Origin of the sequence: Occallatibacter gabretensis (assembly GCF_001449115.1) — a bacterium.
GTDB lineage: Bacteria > Acidobacteriota > Terriglobia > Terriglobales > Acidobacteriaceae > Telmatobacter > Telmatobacter gabretensis.
The window spans coordinates 107,986-123,181 of the sequence record NZ_LAIJ01000009.1 but is presented as its reverse complement, the minus strand read 5'-3'; the positions used below and the strand labels follow the sequence as shown (position 1 = coordinate 123,181).

Here is a 15,196-nt window from a genome sequence, read left to right as displayed (position 1 = left end):
TATTCTTGGCATAATCGCAGCAAGAGCGGTTCCTCCTGATCCACGCAATGTCCAGGCGGAGCGAAGATCGTAATCGAGATTCGGTCGCGTCAGACGAAACCAGGGGAGCAAAGACGAGTGAGCCAGTACCTTAGCCGCCCAGGTCAAGTGAGTCAGGCAGGCGCCGCTGAAATCAGCGCTTGCCAGAACTTCAGCCGCCACGACGTTTTGCGGATTCTCCAAATCACACCGCATCAGCTTCAGGGTTGGGAACGCGCCGGACTCATCGCCGCGCGCGAGAGCTACACCGTTCAGGATCTAGGCCCGCTGCGAACCTTGCGCTTGCTTCGAGCCGAGGATGTGTCGGCTTCCTCAATTCGTCACTCGATTACAGCCATGCAGGCCGTCTCCGGAATGGCGAATCCGCTGCAGGAAGCAACCGCCGTCCGTGCCGGCAAGCAGATCGTCTTCCGCCATCTCGGCGGCATCTTTGATCCCATCCGCCGTCAGCTTGTCTTTGACTTCGAGCACGTTCCAGGCAAAGAGGCCGCCAAGGCCCCGCAGCCGCTTCGCCGCGCCAATGCAAGCACATCACCCGTGCAGACTCGTTTCCTGGCCGCCGTTCAGGCCGAGGAAGCCGGGGAGAAGCGCCAGGCGATGGCTATATATGAGGAGATCATCGTCTCCAATCCGGACTACGCCCCGGCCTACATCAATCTCGGCACCATCTACTTCCACCTGCGCAAATACGAACGTGCGGAAGATCTCTACCGCCGCGCCACCAAGGCCGATCCCGAGTACGTGCTGGCATTTTTCGATCTGGGCAACGTGCTGGATGAGCTGGACAGGCCGGACGAGTCCATCGAGGCCTACCGCCAGGCGGTCGTGCTTTCTCCCAAATATGCGGACGCGCACTATAATCTGGCTCTCGCCTATGAGCGCAAGGAGCAGCGGCGCAGCGCATTGCGTCACTGGCAGTCTTACGTCCGGCTCGACCGTAACGGCCCCTGGGCGGACCATGCGCGCGGGCAGATTCGCAAGCTGCTGCGTGGCGAAAAGCTGGCCATTGCCTGGCGCTCCAACCGGTTCGTGGCCCGAGGCAAGGCTAAGGCGAATCTGCTGATAGTAGAATAGGGGCACATTTCAGGCCCTTTGTTTGGGTACAGCTGTGGCAAAAACTCCGTCACCACAACTTTGTGCCCAGAGAAGAGTCTATTTACTCGGGGGATTCTCAGTCTGCTCTCGTCCATGTCTCCCGAAAGAAGTAGCTGAATGAAGCTCTGCGCTGTCGAATTTGTTCGATCGCAGGCTCCAGATAGATTGTGTGGGCTCAACGTAAGCCCCTCTCCTCGATCTACGGTAAGGCCACAAGGAAAATTCCATGAAGATGATAGATGCATTTTTTCAGCAGAGGCAGCTTCGCCCCCGGTTGCAGCTCTGGTGCGCAATTACAGCATTGGCTCTAACGGCTGGTCCGTTGGTCGCCCAGAGCCCTGCGGTACGCATTTCAGCGGAAATCAACAGCAGTGAACAATCCGTGCTTCCAGGCTCAAAGCACCCTCTGGCGCTTGCCCAGCTCGATGCAGGCCGCGTTCCTGCCGATACCAGGCTGACCGGCGTCACTATCTCCTTCAGTCGCTCCGCGGCGCAGGAAGCAAATCTGCAGACGTTGCTCAAGGCGCAACAGACTCCAGGCTCGCCGCAGTTCCATCAGTGGCTGACGCCGGATCAGTTTGCAGCGCGCTTCGGAGTCGCCGATGCTGACATCGAAAAGGTGCAGAGCTGGCTTGAACGACAGGGATTCGCCGTAGACTCCATCAGCCGCAGCCGCAATGCGATTCACTTCTCCGGCACGGCTGGGAGCGTGGAGCAGACCTTCGCTACCGAGATGCACTACTACAACCTGGCCGGCGTCAAGCACATGGCGCCTTCAACCGCGCTTTCGATTCCCACCGCCGTAGCTCCGCTGGTTTCGGGCGTGCTGGGCCTCAATGACTTTAAGCCGCGGTCGATGCTTGTCCATAGAAAGCTGCTGGCAAAGCCCGCCAGGCCTCTCTATACCGTCGTCGACTCCAATGGCGATGAGGACGTATTCTTCACTCCCGGCGATATCAAGGTCGCGTATGACATTAACCCGCTCATCGGTGCGGGAAACAACGGCACAGGCCAGACCATTGCCATCATGGGGCAGTCGGCTATTCAAAATAGCGACATTGAGAACTTTCAGCAGGCGGCAGGCCTTACAGTCAAAGACCCGACCATGACCCTGGTTCCCGGTACAGGCGCCTCTGCGATCAATGCGGATGGCGATGAAGGTGAGAGCGACCTGGACGTCGAATACTCCGGCGCAACAGCTCCCGGAGCAACCATCAACTTTGTCTACACAGGCGCAAGCTCGAATCTAGGCGTCTTTGCGTCCTACCAGTATGCCGTAGATCAAAATATCGGCAACATTATCAGCATCAGCTACGGCTCGTGCGAACCGGAACTGACGCAGACTGACTTCACGACCTTTGAATCGTGGGGCGCACAGGCCATGTCTCAGGGCCAGACGGTGATTGCCTCCTCGGGGGATTCAGGCGCCACAGGTTGCTACGGATTCACCGACCTCCCTACCGCGACGCAGAATGGGGTGGCAGTAAATTACCCGGCCAGCAGCGCGTATGTTACCGCTGTGGGTGGCACGGAGATCACCGCAGCAAACGACCAGGTAGGCATGTACTGGAGCTCGGCATCCAGCGCCAGCAACGGGATTGTGCTCACTTCGGCGCTCTCCTACATCCCTGAGGTCGCCTGGAATGATGACGTAATCAACACAAATTCATCCGACAACCCCAACTGCGCGGCGTCCTTTTCATGTGTCAGTGCCAGCGGAGGCGGAATCAGTACGCTGACCGCTCAACCCAGTTGGCAAACTGCGTACTTCACCAAGACGGGGGAGGCAAACCCCAGCAGCAAGTTTCGTCTTGTGCCGGATGTGGCGTTGTATTCCTCGCCGAACTATCCCGGCTATCTGTTTTGCAGCAGCGATCCAACCGACTGGGGTCAGCAACAAGGAGCGAGCTGCGGCAACGGCCAGTTCTATGATTCCCTTACCTTTTTCTTCACCATTGCCGGTGGTACCAGTTTTGCCGCGCCGATCTTCGCTGGCGAGATGGCGATTCTGAATCAGGCCAACGGATACACCACGGGTCAGGGTCTCGCCAACACGCAGCTGTATATGCTGGCCGCAAACTCCGCCACGTATGCCACGGCCTTCCATGACATCACAACGGGCACCAATGAGTGCACGGAATCACCCTGCCCCGGCAGCGGCGGCTACTCCGCCGGCACGGGCTATGACATGGTGACAGGACTTGGCTCGCTCGACCTGAAGAACCTGGTAACTGCATGGCCGTCGAGCACATCCACGCTCATCGGCACCACAACGACGATTACGCCCTCGAACGCAGCGCCGGTGGTGAATACCAGCGATACCTTCACGATTACGGTCTCTGCAGCCAGCGGAACTACGGTGCCTACAGGATCTGTGAGCGTCTCCATCGACGGTGGAACAGCAACCTCGTACCCGCTTACAACGAGCGGTTCCGCAGCCACCGCTTCGTTCAATAACACCTTCACCACCACGGGCGTGCATACCATTACTGCCAGCTTCCCGGCCACTACGACATTCGGCGCGTCCACGGGCAGTGTGACAGTCAATGTGCAGGCCAACAGCTCCGGCAGCGGGGCCATCGCCGTCTCCGCTACTCCCTCTACGCTGACAGTGAGCCAGGGCAGCCAGGGTAGCGAAACCATTCTCGTGACGCCCAGCGGCGGTTATACCGGCACTGTGATTCTCGGTGTGGATTTTGGCTCCTCCGATAACACGCTTGCCAACCTGTGCGGCGGCTTCACAAGCGCCAACAGCTCGGGCAATGGAGAGGTAATGATCGGCAACTCCTCTGCGGCGAGCACGCAGCTGGTTCTCGACACCAATGCCTCCGATTGCCTCACAGCAGACGCGGTCAAGCGCACCGGAATGCACCAACTGCGCGAGCTGATGGGCAAGCGGATCGCAGCTAAGAGCGAGCCTCGCAGCCTGCTTCCGGAAGGCATAGCCTTTGCCGGACTATTGGCAATCGGCTTTATCGGACGGCGCTCACGTAAGCTGCGCGGCCTGGTTGCCGTCCTGCTGCTGGCCACCGTCGGTATGGCGCTCTCAGCCTGCGGCAGTACAAACGGCAACACCGTCTCCAACCCGCCCAAGGGCACCTACACCACAACAATCCAGGCGGAGGACTCGGCGACAGCTACGATCACTGCCACCACAACCTTTTCCTTCGTGATCGATTAACCGCAAAGCAGCACGAAGACCAGCACGAAACTCGAAAGGCAGGCGTTCAACAGGCGCCTGCCTTTCTCATTGCACGCGGATTCCACGACACCTTTGATAAACTCCGATTCCGGAGGTATGTACTGCTTGACTCATTCCCACGCCGGCCCGCTTACCCAGCTCAGTGAAGACGAAAATCTCTTTTACTCCACCGTTCGGCAGTTTGCTGAGGAGACTATTGCTCCCCACGTTCGCACCATGGACGAAGAGCAGAAGATGGCTCCCGAGATTGTGCATAAAATCTTCGAGCTTGGTCTCATGGGAATTGAGGTCCCCGAGATTTACGGCGGCGCGGAAGGCAACTTCTTTGACGCTGTACTGGCGATCGAGGCGATCTCAACCGTCGATCCGGCCGTGGCCGTGCTGGTGGATGTGCACAACACGCTGGTGGTGAATGCGCTGCGTCGCTGGGCAAGCGAAGAACAGAAGCGAACGTGGCTCCCCAAGCTGGCCGCAGACACCATTGGAGCCTACGCACTGAGCGAAGCAGGATCGGGCTCTGACGCATTCGCCCTGCAGACGCGCGCCGAGGTCACAGCCAGCGGTTACCGGCTGAATGGACGCAAGCTCTGGATCAGCAATGCGCGCGAAGCAGGATTGTTCATCGTCTTTGCGACGATCGATCCCGCAGCAGGCTATCGCGGCATCACCGCGTTTGTCATTGAACAGGGAACGCCGGGCCTGTCCGTGGGCCGCAAGGAAGACAAGCTGGGCATCCGCGCCAGCAGCACCTGTGAGCTGATTCTGGACAATTGCGAAGTGCCCGCCGCAAACGTGCTCGGCGAAGCAGGCAAGGGCTACAAGATCGCCATTGAGACACTGAACGAAGGCCGCATCGGTATCGGCGCGCAGATGCTTGGACTGGCGGAAGGCGCATGGCAGCAAGCGGCTCGCTACGCGCAGGAGCGCAAGCAGTTCGGCAAGGCGATTGCGGAGTTTCAGGCAGTGCAGTTCACGCTGGCCCAGATGGCCACCGATATCGAAGCGGCACGCCTCCTGGTTTACAACGCCGCGCGGCTCAAGGACGCAGGCAAGCCATATGTGAAAGAGGCCGCCATGACCAAGCTCTTCGCTTCCCAGGTAGCGGAGCGCGTGGCAAGCCAATGTGTGGAAATATTTGGCGGCAACGGCTTCGTCCGCGACTATCCGGCGGAAAAATACTATCGCGACGCCAAGGTAGGCAAAATCTATGAAGGCACTTCGAACATGCAGCTGATGACAATTGCGAAACTGGTGCTGAAGAGCTAAAGCTGCTGGCTGCGCTGCACGGTGCGGACGCCGGGAACTCGGCGCAGGCCCAGAACCATCTTGTTCAGATGGCGCACATCCTCAGCATCCACAACAAACTCGACGATAGCCTCGCCATCATCAGTCTGGCGAGTATCAACGCTGCGGATGTTCGTGTTGTCGTCGGAGATCACAGCGGTCAGCTCCTTCAACATACCTGCGCGATCATCGCAATAGATGGTGACGCGCACCGGAAAGCGCTGCAGGCGGCTGGTCGGCTGGTCGGGCGTTCGTGCCCACTCCACATTGATGCGCCGGTCGCTCTCATAGAGCAGGTTCTGCACGTTGGGGCAGCCGCGCGCATGCACTGCCACGCCCTTGCCGCGCGTGACATAGCCCACAATCTCTTCGCCGCGGATCGGATTACAGCATCGCGCACGATAAACAAGCAGATCGTTCTGGCCTTCCACTTCCAGCGAGTCTGAGCCGGTCAGGTGCAGTTTGCGGACGGCGTCTGACATGCCTCCTTCGCCGGGCTTGGGCTCGACCACGGGCTCTGCTTCCGGCACATCGGTATAGCCGGGAGCGAGTTTATTCAGTATCTGGTGCGCGGAGTGTTTCCCCTGGCCAAGCGTTGCCAGCAGATCTGCGGCGGTAGCCACGCCATACTCGCTCGAAATGCGGCTGAGATCGGAATCCGTAACCTGGCTGAGCGGAACCTTGAATTTCTTTGCAGCGCGCTCCAGCAGCTTGCGGCCAATATCGACTGCGCGCACGCGCTGGTCCTCATTGAGCCAGTGCTTGATTTTGTTCCGGGCACGCGGGCTTTTGACGAAGGTGAGCCAGTCACGGCTGGGCTTGTGATCTTTCTGCGTGATGATTTCAACAATGTCGCCAGTGCGGAGCTTGGTGCGGAGCGGCACCATGCGCCCATTGATCTTTGCGCCCACGCAGGAGTGGCCCACGTCGGTATGAATCGTGTAAGCAAAATCCACCGGCGTGCCGTCCGCGGGAACCACAACCACCTTTCCTTTAGGCGTGAAGGTATAAACCTCATCCGGGTAGAGGTCCATCTTCAGGCTTGAAAGAAATTCGTTGGGGTCGGTCATCTCCTTCTGCCACTCCACAAGCTGGCGAATCCAGTTGAGCCGCTCCTCATCGCGCGTGGTGATCGAACCCTCGCGGGCCTTGTATTTCCAATGCGCTGCAATGCCTTCCTCGGCAATGCGGTGCATCTCTTCGGTCCGAATCTGCACTTCAAACTGGTGGCCGCCCTCGCCGATGACCGTGGTGTGCAGCGACTGGTAGCGGTTGGCGCGCGGCATGGCGATGAAGTCCTTGATGCGGCCGGGCACGGGACGCCAGAGCGTATGAATCAGACCAAAGACCGCGTAGCAGGCGGCGAGATCCTGCGTGATGACGCGAACGGCGAGAAAATCGTAGACCTGGTCAAAGCTGACTTTGGCGCGCTCAATCTTCTGGAAGATGGAATAAAGGCGTTTGATCCGCCACTCGACACGCGCTTCAACATTGTTTTCGCGAAGCTGCTCAACGAGCGTGTCTTCCACCGTGCGCAGAAATTGCTCACCTTCCGCCCGGCGTGACTCGGCCTCAGCGCTCATCTGCTCGTAGCTCACCGGGTCGGTATAGCGGAAGGCCAGGTCCTCAAGCTCGCCGCGAACCTTGCCCATGCCCAGGCGATGCGCGAGTGGAGCGTAGATGTCCATCGTCTCGCGAGCAATCGCTTCCTGCCGCTCCGGCTTGAGGTGTTCAAGCGTGCGCATATTGTGCAGCCGGTCAGCGAGCTTGATAAGAACCACGCGAATGTCGGTGACCATGGCCAGCAGCATCTTGCGCACGTTCTCGGCCTGGCGGTCTTCCCGATTAGCGAACTGAATCTTGTCGATTTTGGTGACGCCTTCAACAATGTGCGCCACCTGATCGCCGAACTTTGCGGCAATCTCCTCGCTGGTGGCAGGCGTGTCTTCCACGGCATCATGCAGCAGCGCGGCGGCAATGGCCGTGGCGTCCAGCTTCATCTCGGCGAGAACTTCGGCTACTTCGAGCGGATGAATGATGTAAGGCTCGCCGGAGGCGCGCATCTGGCCTTCGTGATGCGTGACGCAGAAGGCCCATGCCTTGCGGATGAGCGCACTATCCTCTGTGGGGCGATTGGCCTGCACATGGCGGACGAGCGCTTCAAAGCGCTCGTTGATTCTTTCCTGTGTGTAGGTGGCGGGATTGGGTTTGGCTACAGGACGGGATTCGGCATGGGGTCCGGCATTTCCCTGAGACCCCTGCGGAACGCCGGTCTCACCCGAAGTCACTGACTGCCGAACAGTCGCCATAATTCATTATATTCCCGTTGCTGTAAAGAGGCGCTTCCAGGTGAGCTTGGTAGGATGAGTCGAGGTCGAAATGGCACGCGAAAAACAGCCTGCGGCACGACGCAAAAAACAAGAAAAACCGGCAGAAATCACGCCCCCGTTAGCGCCTGCACCCGCGTTGGGCGCAAGGATAAGCCGCCGCGCGTCAGACCGGTTGCGCGCGGGCCACGTGTGGGTCTACGCCTCGGATGTGGAATCCGTTTCGGTGGGTGATGGCGAAACTCCCGCACTGATACCCGTGGCAGACAACCGCGGATTGCTGCTCGGCACAGCGCTCTACAGTCCTTCCTCGCAGATTGCGTTGCGAATGATAAGCCGTACGGCAATTGACCCTGAAGAGTGGCTCAAAGAGCTCGGGCAGCGGCTGCGGACCGCTGTGCAAAGACGGCTGCCGATGATGAATGAAAGCACCGATGCCTGCCGGCTCTGCTTCAGTGAGGCCGACGAGCTGCCCGGGCTGGTAGTGGACAAGTACGGCGACCTGGTGATTCTGCAGCTTCTGGCGCGCGGGCTCGATTCGGCCCACGTGCGTGAGACATGCGTCCTGGCACTACGCGAGGAGCTGCAGCCGGCATCCATTCTGGAACGGCCCGATCCGCGCATCCGCGAGCTTGAAGGGCTTTCCGTTCCTTCGCTGGCGCCGCTGTGGGCTGCCGATCCTGAGGTTCCAGCGACTCAGACGAGCTTTCACCTCAACGGGCTGATGTTTCAGTTTGACGCCAATGCCGGGCAAAAGACCGGAGCCTTCCTTGATCAACGCCTGAACTATGCAGCCGCCGCGGAATGGGCGCAAAAGCTCGGGGCGACAGGCCGGGCACTCGATGTCTGCACCTACCAGGGTGGATTTGCCCTGCATTTGGCGCGGGCTTGCCAGCGCGTAACGGGCGTGGATGTTTCGCATGCTTCGCTCGAAATTGCGGAGCGGAATCTTGAGGCCAATCGGGCTCAGATTTCGGCTGAAGTCGATTGGATTGCAGCCGACGCCTTCGATCTCATGCGCGACTGGTCGGATGCGCGGGAAAGCTTCGCCGCGATCGTTGTCGATCCGCCGGCCTTTGCCAAGACGCGGCGGGCCGTCGAAGGTGCGCTCCGCGGTTACAAAGAGCTGAACCTGCGTGCGCTCAAGATGGCGCTGCCGGGCGGCCTTCTGGTGAGCTGCTCCTGCTCCCATCATGTGGACTGGCCAGCCCTTGAGGGCACGGTGGCCTCTGCGGCAGCGGACGCGCATCGGCGCGTGCGGGTCCTGGAGCGTCGCATGGCAGCTCCTGACCATCCGGTAGTGCTGAACCTGCCGGAGACGGAATATCTCAAATGCCTTGTGCTGGAAGTCGAATAGCGCCGTCTACTCGCGCAGGTCGAGGCTGGTGAACTCAGCCTCATACATCGACGAGGCAGGCTTGCCACGGGCCATGCGGTAGATTGCGCGACCACCACCAAGGAACAGCCCCAGCAGAACCGCCGCGCCGCCTATAACGACTACAAACATGGCGATGTTGTAGAGCAGGGACCCGGTTTTAGCCACCTCGGAGATGCCGGGCATGGGCATTTTGGTCAGGTCAGAGGAGTAGTGAACGCTCTGGACCAGTTTGTGGCTGTCATCGGGAACGGCGTCTCCGCTGACAAGGGCAACAATCGGGCCGGTGCGGCGAACTTCGAGCGAGGCCTGATCAGAATCCTGAAGCGGCTTGGTGAACGGGGTCTGCCCTTTGCCGCCGGACTGGATATAGGCGCGAATCTGGGTTTCTGCAGCAGTGGCTATCTGCGCAGTGGGGTACGAAATAAGCGTAAGCGTGGCAGGGCCAGAGGAGAGCGCGTAACTCGCGGTCACGGCTTCCGCATCCCGGTCAAAGCCCACGAGACTTGCAGGAAGCACGCCGCCGGAGCCTGCGTAACCTGCGGGCCCAAGCGCGTAATGGGGGCTCAGTCCTTCCAGGCCCTTGCTGGGGATGAGCGCGAAGCCATCCGGCCCTTTGACGTAGTGCGCGGTTTGGTCCTCGCGGTCGGACTTGGGCAGCAGGGACAGGATGGGCGGAGGCAGCGCCTTGTTGCCGGAAGGCGAGGGAAGCGTGTCGGCGAGCTCGCGCAGTTCGGAAGCGGATTCGGGATGGACCTTGGAGAAGGTTGCGTCGATGACAGTGGCTCCGCGCCAGAAAACGACGCGGTTGCCATTCGAAACCGCGCCGGAGCCGATCTGCTCCTTCGGCCACTTGGCGTCGCGATAAAACCCATACGCGCCAAAGGAGCCGCTGACGTCAGGAAACCGCAGAGCCTTGATGGTAAGAGTTTCATCATCGCGCTTGTAGGTGGCCGTCATGCCGCTCTCAAAGCCGTACTCCTTGAGCGGCGCGGCGTTGGCGGCATCAATCTGGGCGGGATCGGAGACGGTCTTGGGAGCCTCATTGGTCACCCAACCGGCAAAGGCGCCAGGCAACAGCGGTTTCTCGGGCGATTGCGGGGCTGCATTTGCAGCCGGCGGTACTGGCGATTGGGCCTTCGGCGTGGATTGTGCCTGGGCAGCGGTGAATGTGGCAGCGCAGGCGAGTATGGCAAGGAAACGCATGAAGAACTCCAACCTTAAGGGTACAGCGTGGGGCAGGGAGCTGCCTTCTACGTTGGACACTGCGGAGGCTGGAAAGGTTCCCGGCGATCCGTCAGGCATTTTGAAGCTGCGCGGCATTCCACGCGTCAAAGGCGGCGAGAGTGCGTTCGCACTGGATGCGGCGGCGCTCCTTTTTGTCGCGGATTTTCTTGCGGAGGTCTTCTTCGAGCGGCTCCAGCAGGTCAAAGGTGATGTTGGCGGGCTGGAAGTCCTTGGCGTCGGAGTGGGTGATGTAATGCACCAGCGAGCCGAGGGCGGTGGAGCGTGGAACCGGTATGGGCTCGGCTCCGGCAGCAAGGCGCGCTGCGTATAGACCGGCAAGCATACCGCTGGCGATGGATTCGGTGTAGCCTTCAACGCCGGAGATCTGCCCCGCGAACAGGATGTTGGGTTGCTGACGAAGCCGGAGGGACTCATCCAGCAGCGCCGGGGCGCAGATGTAGGTGTTGCGATGAATCTGGCCGTAGCGGAGGAATTTGGCGTTCTCAAGGCCGGGGATGAGGCGGAGGATGCGGGCCTGCTCGCCGTACTTGAGGTGGTTCTGGAAGCCGACGAGGTTGTAGGAGTCGGCGCGAAGATTTTCTTTGCGGAGTTGGACGGCTGCGTAAGGCCATTTGCCGGTTCTCGGATCGGTGAGGCCGACGGGCTTCATGGGGCCGAAGCGGAGAGTATCGCGGCCACGGCTGGCGAGGACTTCGATGGGCAGGCAGCTCTCGAAGTAGTCGAGCTTTTCCCATTCCTTTTCCTGCGCCGCTTCAGCGCTCAGAAGCGCGTCGAGGAAGCGATCGTATTCTTCGCGGGTGAAGGGGCAGTTGATGTAGTCGGCGGTGCCTTTGTCCCAGCGGGCGGCAAAGTAAACGCGCTCCATTTCGATGGAATCGGCCTCGACGATGGGCGAGATGGAGTCGTAGAAGGCGAGATGCTGGGAGCCGGTGATGCGAAGAATCTCCTGGCTGAGCGCGTTCGAGGTGAGCGGGCCGGAGGCAACGATCGTGCACTCATCGGAATCGAGTGAGGTGACTTCTTTGCGAAAGACGCGGATGCGCGGCTCGGCCTCGATAGCGGCTTCGATGCGGCGGGAAAACTCGACGCGATCGACGGCGAGGGCGTGGCCTGCTGGAACGGCGGTTTCGTCGGCGATTTTCAGCAGGACCGAGCCGAAGCGGCGCATCTCCTCTTTGAGGAGCCAGGGCGCGGTGTTGGGAGACTCACTTTTGAGGGAGTTGGAGCAGACGAGCTCCCCGAATTCGGTGGTCTGGTGCGCGGGAGTGAGATGCGGCGTGCCATTGACCATCCGGCGCATTTCGTAGAGATCAACTTCGCAGCCAAGGCGCGCGGCGGTGAGGGCAGCTTCAGGGCCGGCGAGTCCGCCCCCAATGACACGGATTTTCATTGTGCTGAAGTCTCCTGACCTGCCAGACGCTTGAGAGCGTCGCCGCTCAGGCGGACGTTACGCCATGTGTCGAGGAATTCGGCGCCCATGGCGTCGTAGAAGTCGACGGCGGGGGTGTTCCAGTCCAGGACCTCCCACTTCATGCGGGCGCAGCCGCGTTCGATGGCAATCTGGGCAAGGCGTTCGAGCAGCGCGCGACCCAGGCCCAGTCCCCGGAAGGCGGGATCAACGAATAGGTCTTCGAGGTAGAGCCCCGGTGCCCCAAGCCAAGTGGAGTAATCGAAGAAGTAGAAGGCGAAGCCGGCGGGCGAGCCATCGAGCTCCGCGAGGATGCAGTGAAAGTAGGGATTGGGGCCGAAGCCGTGGGCGAGGAGAGTCTCTTCGGTCGCGACAACGGCGTCCGGCTCGCGCTCATAGACGGCCAGTGCACGGATGAAGCGCAGGATGAGCGCGACATCTTCGCGGCGGGCTGGACGGATGGTGATTTCGGCCATGCAGCTATTTTATGGCGTGATGCGAGACACGGAATACTGCGCGCTCTTGTAGTGGGCGCGGGGATTGATTTACCTTGGGCAGTGCTACAGGCGCATCTATATCAGGATGCGCCGGCCGCAACTGCGAGGAACGGAAGAGCGCGGAGCGGATACCGGTTTCGATATCTGGGTGAGTGGCGCTGACGCCGCTGCCTGCCAAGGAGAAATACTATGAAGCGGATTCTTATACTGGGCCTCGGCCTGCTCGGCTTGGCTTTAACGCCAGTGGTGGCGCAGAATGCCAGCCCAGCGGGCAAGATTCACGGACACATTACCAATCCAGTGGGCACTGCGCAGGGCAACGGTACGGTGAGCCTCAGGGTCGACAGCTCGGGCGATAAGTACACCTTCCCGGTGGATGCTAACGGCGACTATACGGGTGACGCGGCTCCGGGCACATACAGCGTGCTCTATCGTGATCAGACTACGCCGAAGGACAAGATTGTCGACCAGTTTGACAACATAAAGATTGAGGCAGGTCAGTCCATAGTGCAGGATTTCGACCTGAGCCGTCCGGACTACATTAAAAAGCTGTCTCCGGAACAGCAGAAGCAGCTTCAGGAGCTGAAGCAGAAAAACTCTTCGGCAATGGCAGCCAACACGCTGACCAAGCAGCTCAATGCTGATCTGGCCGCGGTGGTGCAGGACATCAAGGACGCCGATGCGGCGTCGGCGACGGCGGCCCAGGAGCTGGGCGCAGGCGCTACCAAGCAGGCAATTGACGCCAAAGTAGGCGAGATCAAAACGGCGAAGTTCACCGACGTGGAAACGATCATGCAGAAGGACGCAACCGCGGCCGGAACGCGGACTGACGTTTCCATTATTTTTGCGCGGTTGGGCCAGGCAAAGCTGGGCCTGAAGAAGTACGACGAGGCCGAGGCTGCGTTCAAGAAGGCGCTGGAGATGGAAGCGGGATCGAAGAAGCCGAATCTGGAAGTGCAGGGCCTGTCGCAGAGCGGACTGGGCGAACTGTATGCGCGCACGGGCAAGGTGGACCAGGCAACGGCTGCGTATGACGCTGCGGCAACGGCCAACCCCAAGTCCGCGGCGGTGTACCTGAAGAATCAGACGGTGATTTACTACCAGACGGGCAACGCGGCGGCGCAGGTGGCAGCGGCGGATAAGGCGATTGCCGCCGACCCGACCAATCCATTGCTCTATTACCTGAAGGGCCAGGGGCTGGTGGGTAACGCGACGGTAGACCCGAAGACGAACAAGATCGTGCTGCCTCCTGGCTGCGCGGAGGCTTACCAGAAGTACCTGGAGCTTGCGCCGACTGGAACGTATGCCGTCGATGCGAAGAGCATTCTGGATTCGGCCGGGCAGAAGATCCAGAGCACATACAAGGCAGGGAAGAAGTCGTAAAGATAGCCTCTAGCTGCTAGCTTTTAGCTTCTAGTTTTTCAACTTCGGCTCTTCGGCGTTGTGCCGGAGAGCCGAAGTTGTTTTTGAGACGTAGAATTTCCTGCATGAGTTCAGCACTTGCTTCATTGCCCAGCTACGAGGAAGCGGCAGCGATTGTGTCGGCGCGCGCGGCGGAACTGGCGTGCGTTGCGCAGACTGAGCGCGTGGGATTGCATGAGGCTGCCGGGCGGATTCTTGCTGTCCCGATCCGGACGGACCATGAAATGCCGCCGTTTGCGCGATCAACGCGGGATGGCTATGCGGTGCGGGCGGAAGATGCGAATCGGTATGAATGGATGGAGGTGGCCGGATCGACGCGGACCGGGGACGCTCCAGCGCCAGAGTCGCTTATCAAGGGAACTGCGTGGGAGATTATGACCGGTGCGGCGGTTCCACCGGGCGCAGACGCCGTGGCAATGCTGGAGCACGTGGAGGCTGAGGCGGATGTGATTCGGCTGGTGTCTCCGAGAAAGCTTGAGGTAGGGGAAAATATCGTTCTCGCAGGTGCGGAGGCGCGCACGGGCGACGAGATTGTGCCTGCGGGCACATGGATGGGCGCAGCGCAAATTGGTGCGGCAGCAGCATGCGGGTATGCCGAGCTTGAGGTCTTTTGCAAGCCCAGGGTGATGATTCTGACCACCGGGGATGAGTTGGTTGCTGTGACAGAGAAGCCAGGGCCGGGGCAGATTCGCAACTCGAACGCGCCAATGCTGACCGCGTTGGTGGAGCAGTTTGGCGGGCACGCGGTGACGATGCCGGCGATTGGGGATTCGGCGGAGGCGTTGGACAAGGCTCTGTATGTGACGGCTGCTGCGGATATGGTAATTTTTTCCGGCGGAATTTCGGCGGGGCGGTTTGACCTGGTGGAACCGGCGCTGGAGCGGCTGGGAGCGAAGTTTCATTTCACCGGAGCGCGAATTCAGCCGGGAAAGCCGGTAGTTTTTGGGGAGATTCCGCGCGGCGATGTTTCGCAGCCGGTCTTTGGGCTGCCGGGAAATCCTATCTCTTCGACGGCGACGTTTCTGCTTTTTGCTGCTCCGGTTCTGGCAGCTCTGGCGGGGCGAAGGGGCTCATTGCCGCGCTGGGTGCTGGCGCATCTGGAGCGCGGAGTGAAGGGCAACCCAGGGTTGACACGGTTTGTTCCGGCGCATTGCGAGGCCGGTGGAGGAGTGCAGTCAGTGGAGACGCACGGGTCCGGGGATATTGCGGCTTTTGCACGGGCCAACTGTTTTCTGATGGTTCCGGAGAGCGCGAAGTGGCTGGAAGCAGGTGAGATGGTAAGGACTCTGCAGTTTTGAG

Annotated in this window: 10 protein-coding genes; 6 read left to right on the top strand and 4 right to left on the bottom strand. The window is 60.3% G+C overall.

Annotated elements, in window-relative coordinates; genetic code table 11:
• The first annotated feature begins 117 nt into the window (after window positions 1-117).
• From VO84_RS06930 to VO84_RS06920, 3 genes are all read left to right on the top strand, one after another.
• Window positions 118-1,113, top strand: a complete 996-nt coding sequence (locus VO84_RS06930) for a tetratricopeptide repeat protein (RefSeq protein ID WP_231737820.1) — start codon at window positions 118-120, stop codon at window positions 1,111-1,113.
• Between the two features lie 247 nt (window positions 1,114-1,360).
• A complete protein-coding gene (locus tag VO84_RS06925; RefSeq protein ID WP_058186786.1) occupies window positions 1,361-4,315 on the top strand; it encodes a protease pro-enzyme activation domain-containing protein in 2,955 nt (984 codons plus the stop codon).
• A gap of 126 nt (window positions 4,316-4,441) precedes the next feature.
• Window positions 4,442-5,602 carry an acyl-CoA dehydrogenase gene (locus tag VO84_RS06920; RefSeq protein WP_231737819.1) on the top strand — a complete coding sequence of 387 codons (1,161 nt, stop codon included), beginning with the start codon at window positions 4,442-4,444 and terminating at the stop codon, window positions 5,600-5,602.
• Here the strand turns inward: VO84_RS06920 and VO84_RS06915 are convergent.
• Window positions 5,599-7,929, bottom strand: a complete 2,331-nt coding sequence (locus VO84_RS06915; RefSeq protein WP_082661798.1) for a RelA/SpoT family protein — start codon at window positions 7,927-7,929, stop codon at window positions 5,599-5,601. The two genes, VO84_RS06920 and VO84_RS06915, sit on opposite strands and share 4 nt — an antisense overlap.
• A 70-nt stretch (window positions 7,930-7,999) precedes the next feature.
• Here VO84_RS06915 and VO84_RS06910 point away from each other — a divergent pair, with 70 nt between their 5' ends.
• Window positions 8,000-9,304 carry a class I SAM-dependent rRNA methyltransferase gene (locus tag VO84_RS06910; RefSeq protein WP_058186782.1) on the top strand — a complete coding sequence of 435 codons (1,305 nt, stop codon included), beginning with the start codon at window positions 8,000-8,002 and terminating at the stop codon, window positions 9,302-9,304.
• A 6-nt stretch (window positions 9,305-9,310) separates the two neighbouring features.
• Here the strand turns inward: VO84_RS06910 and VO84_RS06905 are convergent, their stop codons facing one another.
• The 3 genes from VO84_RS06905 to VO84_RS06895 form a co-directional block, all read right to left on the bottom strand.
• Window positions 9,311-10,528: a DUF6599 family protein gene (locus VO84_RS06905; protein ID WP_058186781.1), complete on the bottom strand. Its 1,218-nt coding sequence runs from the start codon at window positions 10,526-10,528 to the stop codon at window positions 9,311-9,313.
• A 91-nt stretch (window positions 10,529-10,619) separates the two neighbouring features.
• Window positions 10,620-11,960 carry a methylenetetrahydrofolate--tRNA-(uracil(54)-C(5))-methyltransferase (FADH(2)-oxidizing) TrmFO gene (gene trmFO / locus VO84_RS06900; protein WP_058186778.1) on the bottom strand — a complete coding sequence of 447 codons (1,341 nt, stop codon included), beginning with the start codon at window positions 11,958-11,960 and terminating at the stop codon, window positions 10,620-10,622.
• Window positions 11,957-12,454 carry a GNAT family N-acetyltransferase gene (locus VO84_RS06895; protein WP_058186776.1) on the bottom strand — a complete coding sequence of 166 codons (498 nt, stop codon included), beginning with the start codon at window positions 12,452-12,454 and terminating at the stop codon, window positions 11,957-11,959. The genes trmFO and VO84_RS06895 overlap by 4 nt, the downstream gene beginning before the upstream one ends.
• Before the next feature lie 210 nt (window positions 12,455-12,664).
• Between VO84_RS06895 and VO84_RS06890 the strand changes: the two genes are divergently transcribed.
• Both VO84_RS06890 and VO84_RS06885 read left to right on the top strand, forming a co-directional pair.
• Window positions 12,665-13,858, top strand: coding sequence for a tetratricopeptide repeat protein (locus VO84_RS06890; protein WP_058186775.1), 1,194 nt, complete (start codon window positions 12,665-12,667; stop codon window positions 13,856-13,858).
• A gap of 104 nt (window positions 13,859-13,962) precedes the next feature.
• Window positions 13,963-15,195 carry a molybdopterin molybdotransferase MoeA gene (locus tag VO84_RS06885; protein ID WP_058186773.1) on the top strand — a complete coding sequence of 411 codons (1,233 nt, stop codon included), beginning with the start codon at window positions 13,963-13,965 and terminating at the stop codon, window positions 15,193-15,195.
• Window position 15,196 lies beyond the last annotated feature (1 nt).

What these genes read in the sequence shown, in the direction of transcription:
- trmFO (WP_058186778.1), bottom strand. Translation starts at nt 11,960, where the DNA reads ATGAAAATCCGTGTCATTGGGGGCGGACTCGCCGGCCCTGAAGCTGCC.
- VO84_RS06895 (WP_058186776.1), bottom strand. Translation starts at nt 12,454, where the DNA reads ATGGCCGAAATCACCATCCGTCCAGCCCGCCGCGAAGATGTCGCGCTC.
- VO84_RS06925 (WP_058186786.1), top strand. Translation starts at nt 1,361, where the DNA reads ATGAAGATGATAGATGCATTTTTTCAGCAGAGGCAGCTTCGCCCCCGG.
- VO84_RS06890 (WP_058186775.1), top strand. Translation starts at nt 12,665, where the DNA reads ATGAAGCGGATTCTTATACTGGGCCTCGGCCTGCTCGGCTTGGCTTTA.
- VO84_RS06915 (WP_082661798.1), bottom strand. Translation starts at nt 7,929, where the DNA reads ATGGCGACTGTTCGGCAGTCAGTGACTTCGGGTGAGACCGGCGTTCCG.
- VO84_RS06905 (WP_058186781.1), bottom strand. Translation starts at nt 10,528, where the DNA reads ATGCGTTTCCTTGCCATACTCGCCTGCGCTGCCACATTCACCGCTGCC.
- VO84_RS06885 (WP_058186773.1), top strand. Translation starts at nt 13,963, where the DNA reads ATGAGTTCAGCACTTGCTTCATTGCCCAGCTACGAGGAAGCGGCAGCG.
- VO84_RS06910 (WP_058186782.1), top strand. Translation starts at nt 8,000, where the DNA reads ATGGCACGCGAAAAACAGCCTGCGGCACGACGCAAAAAACAAGAAAAA.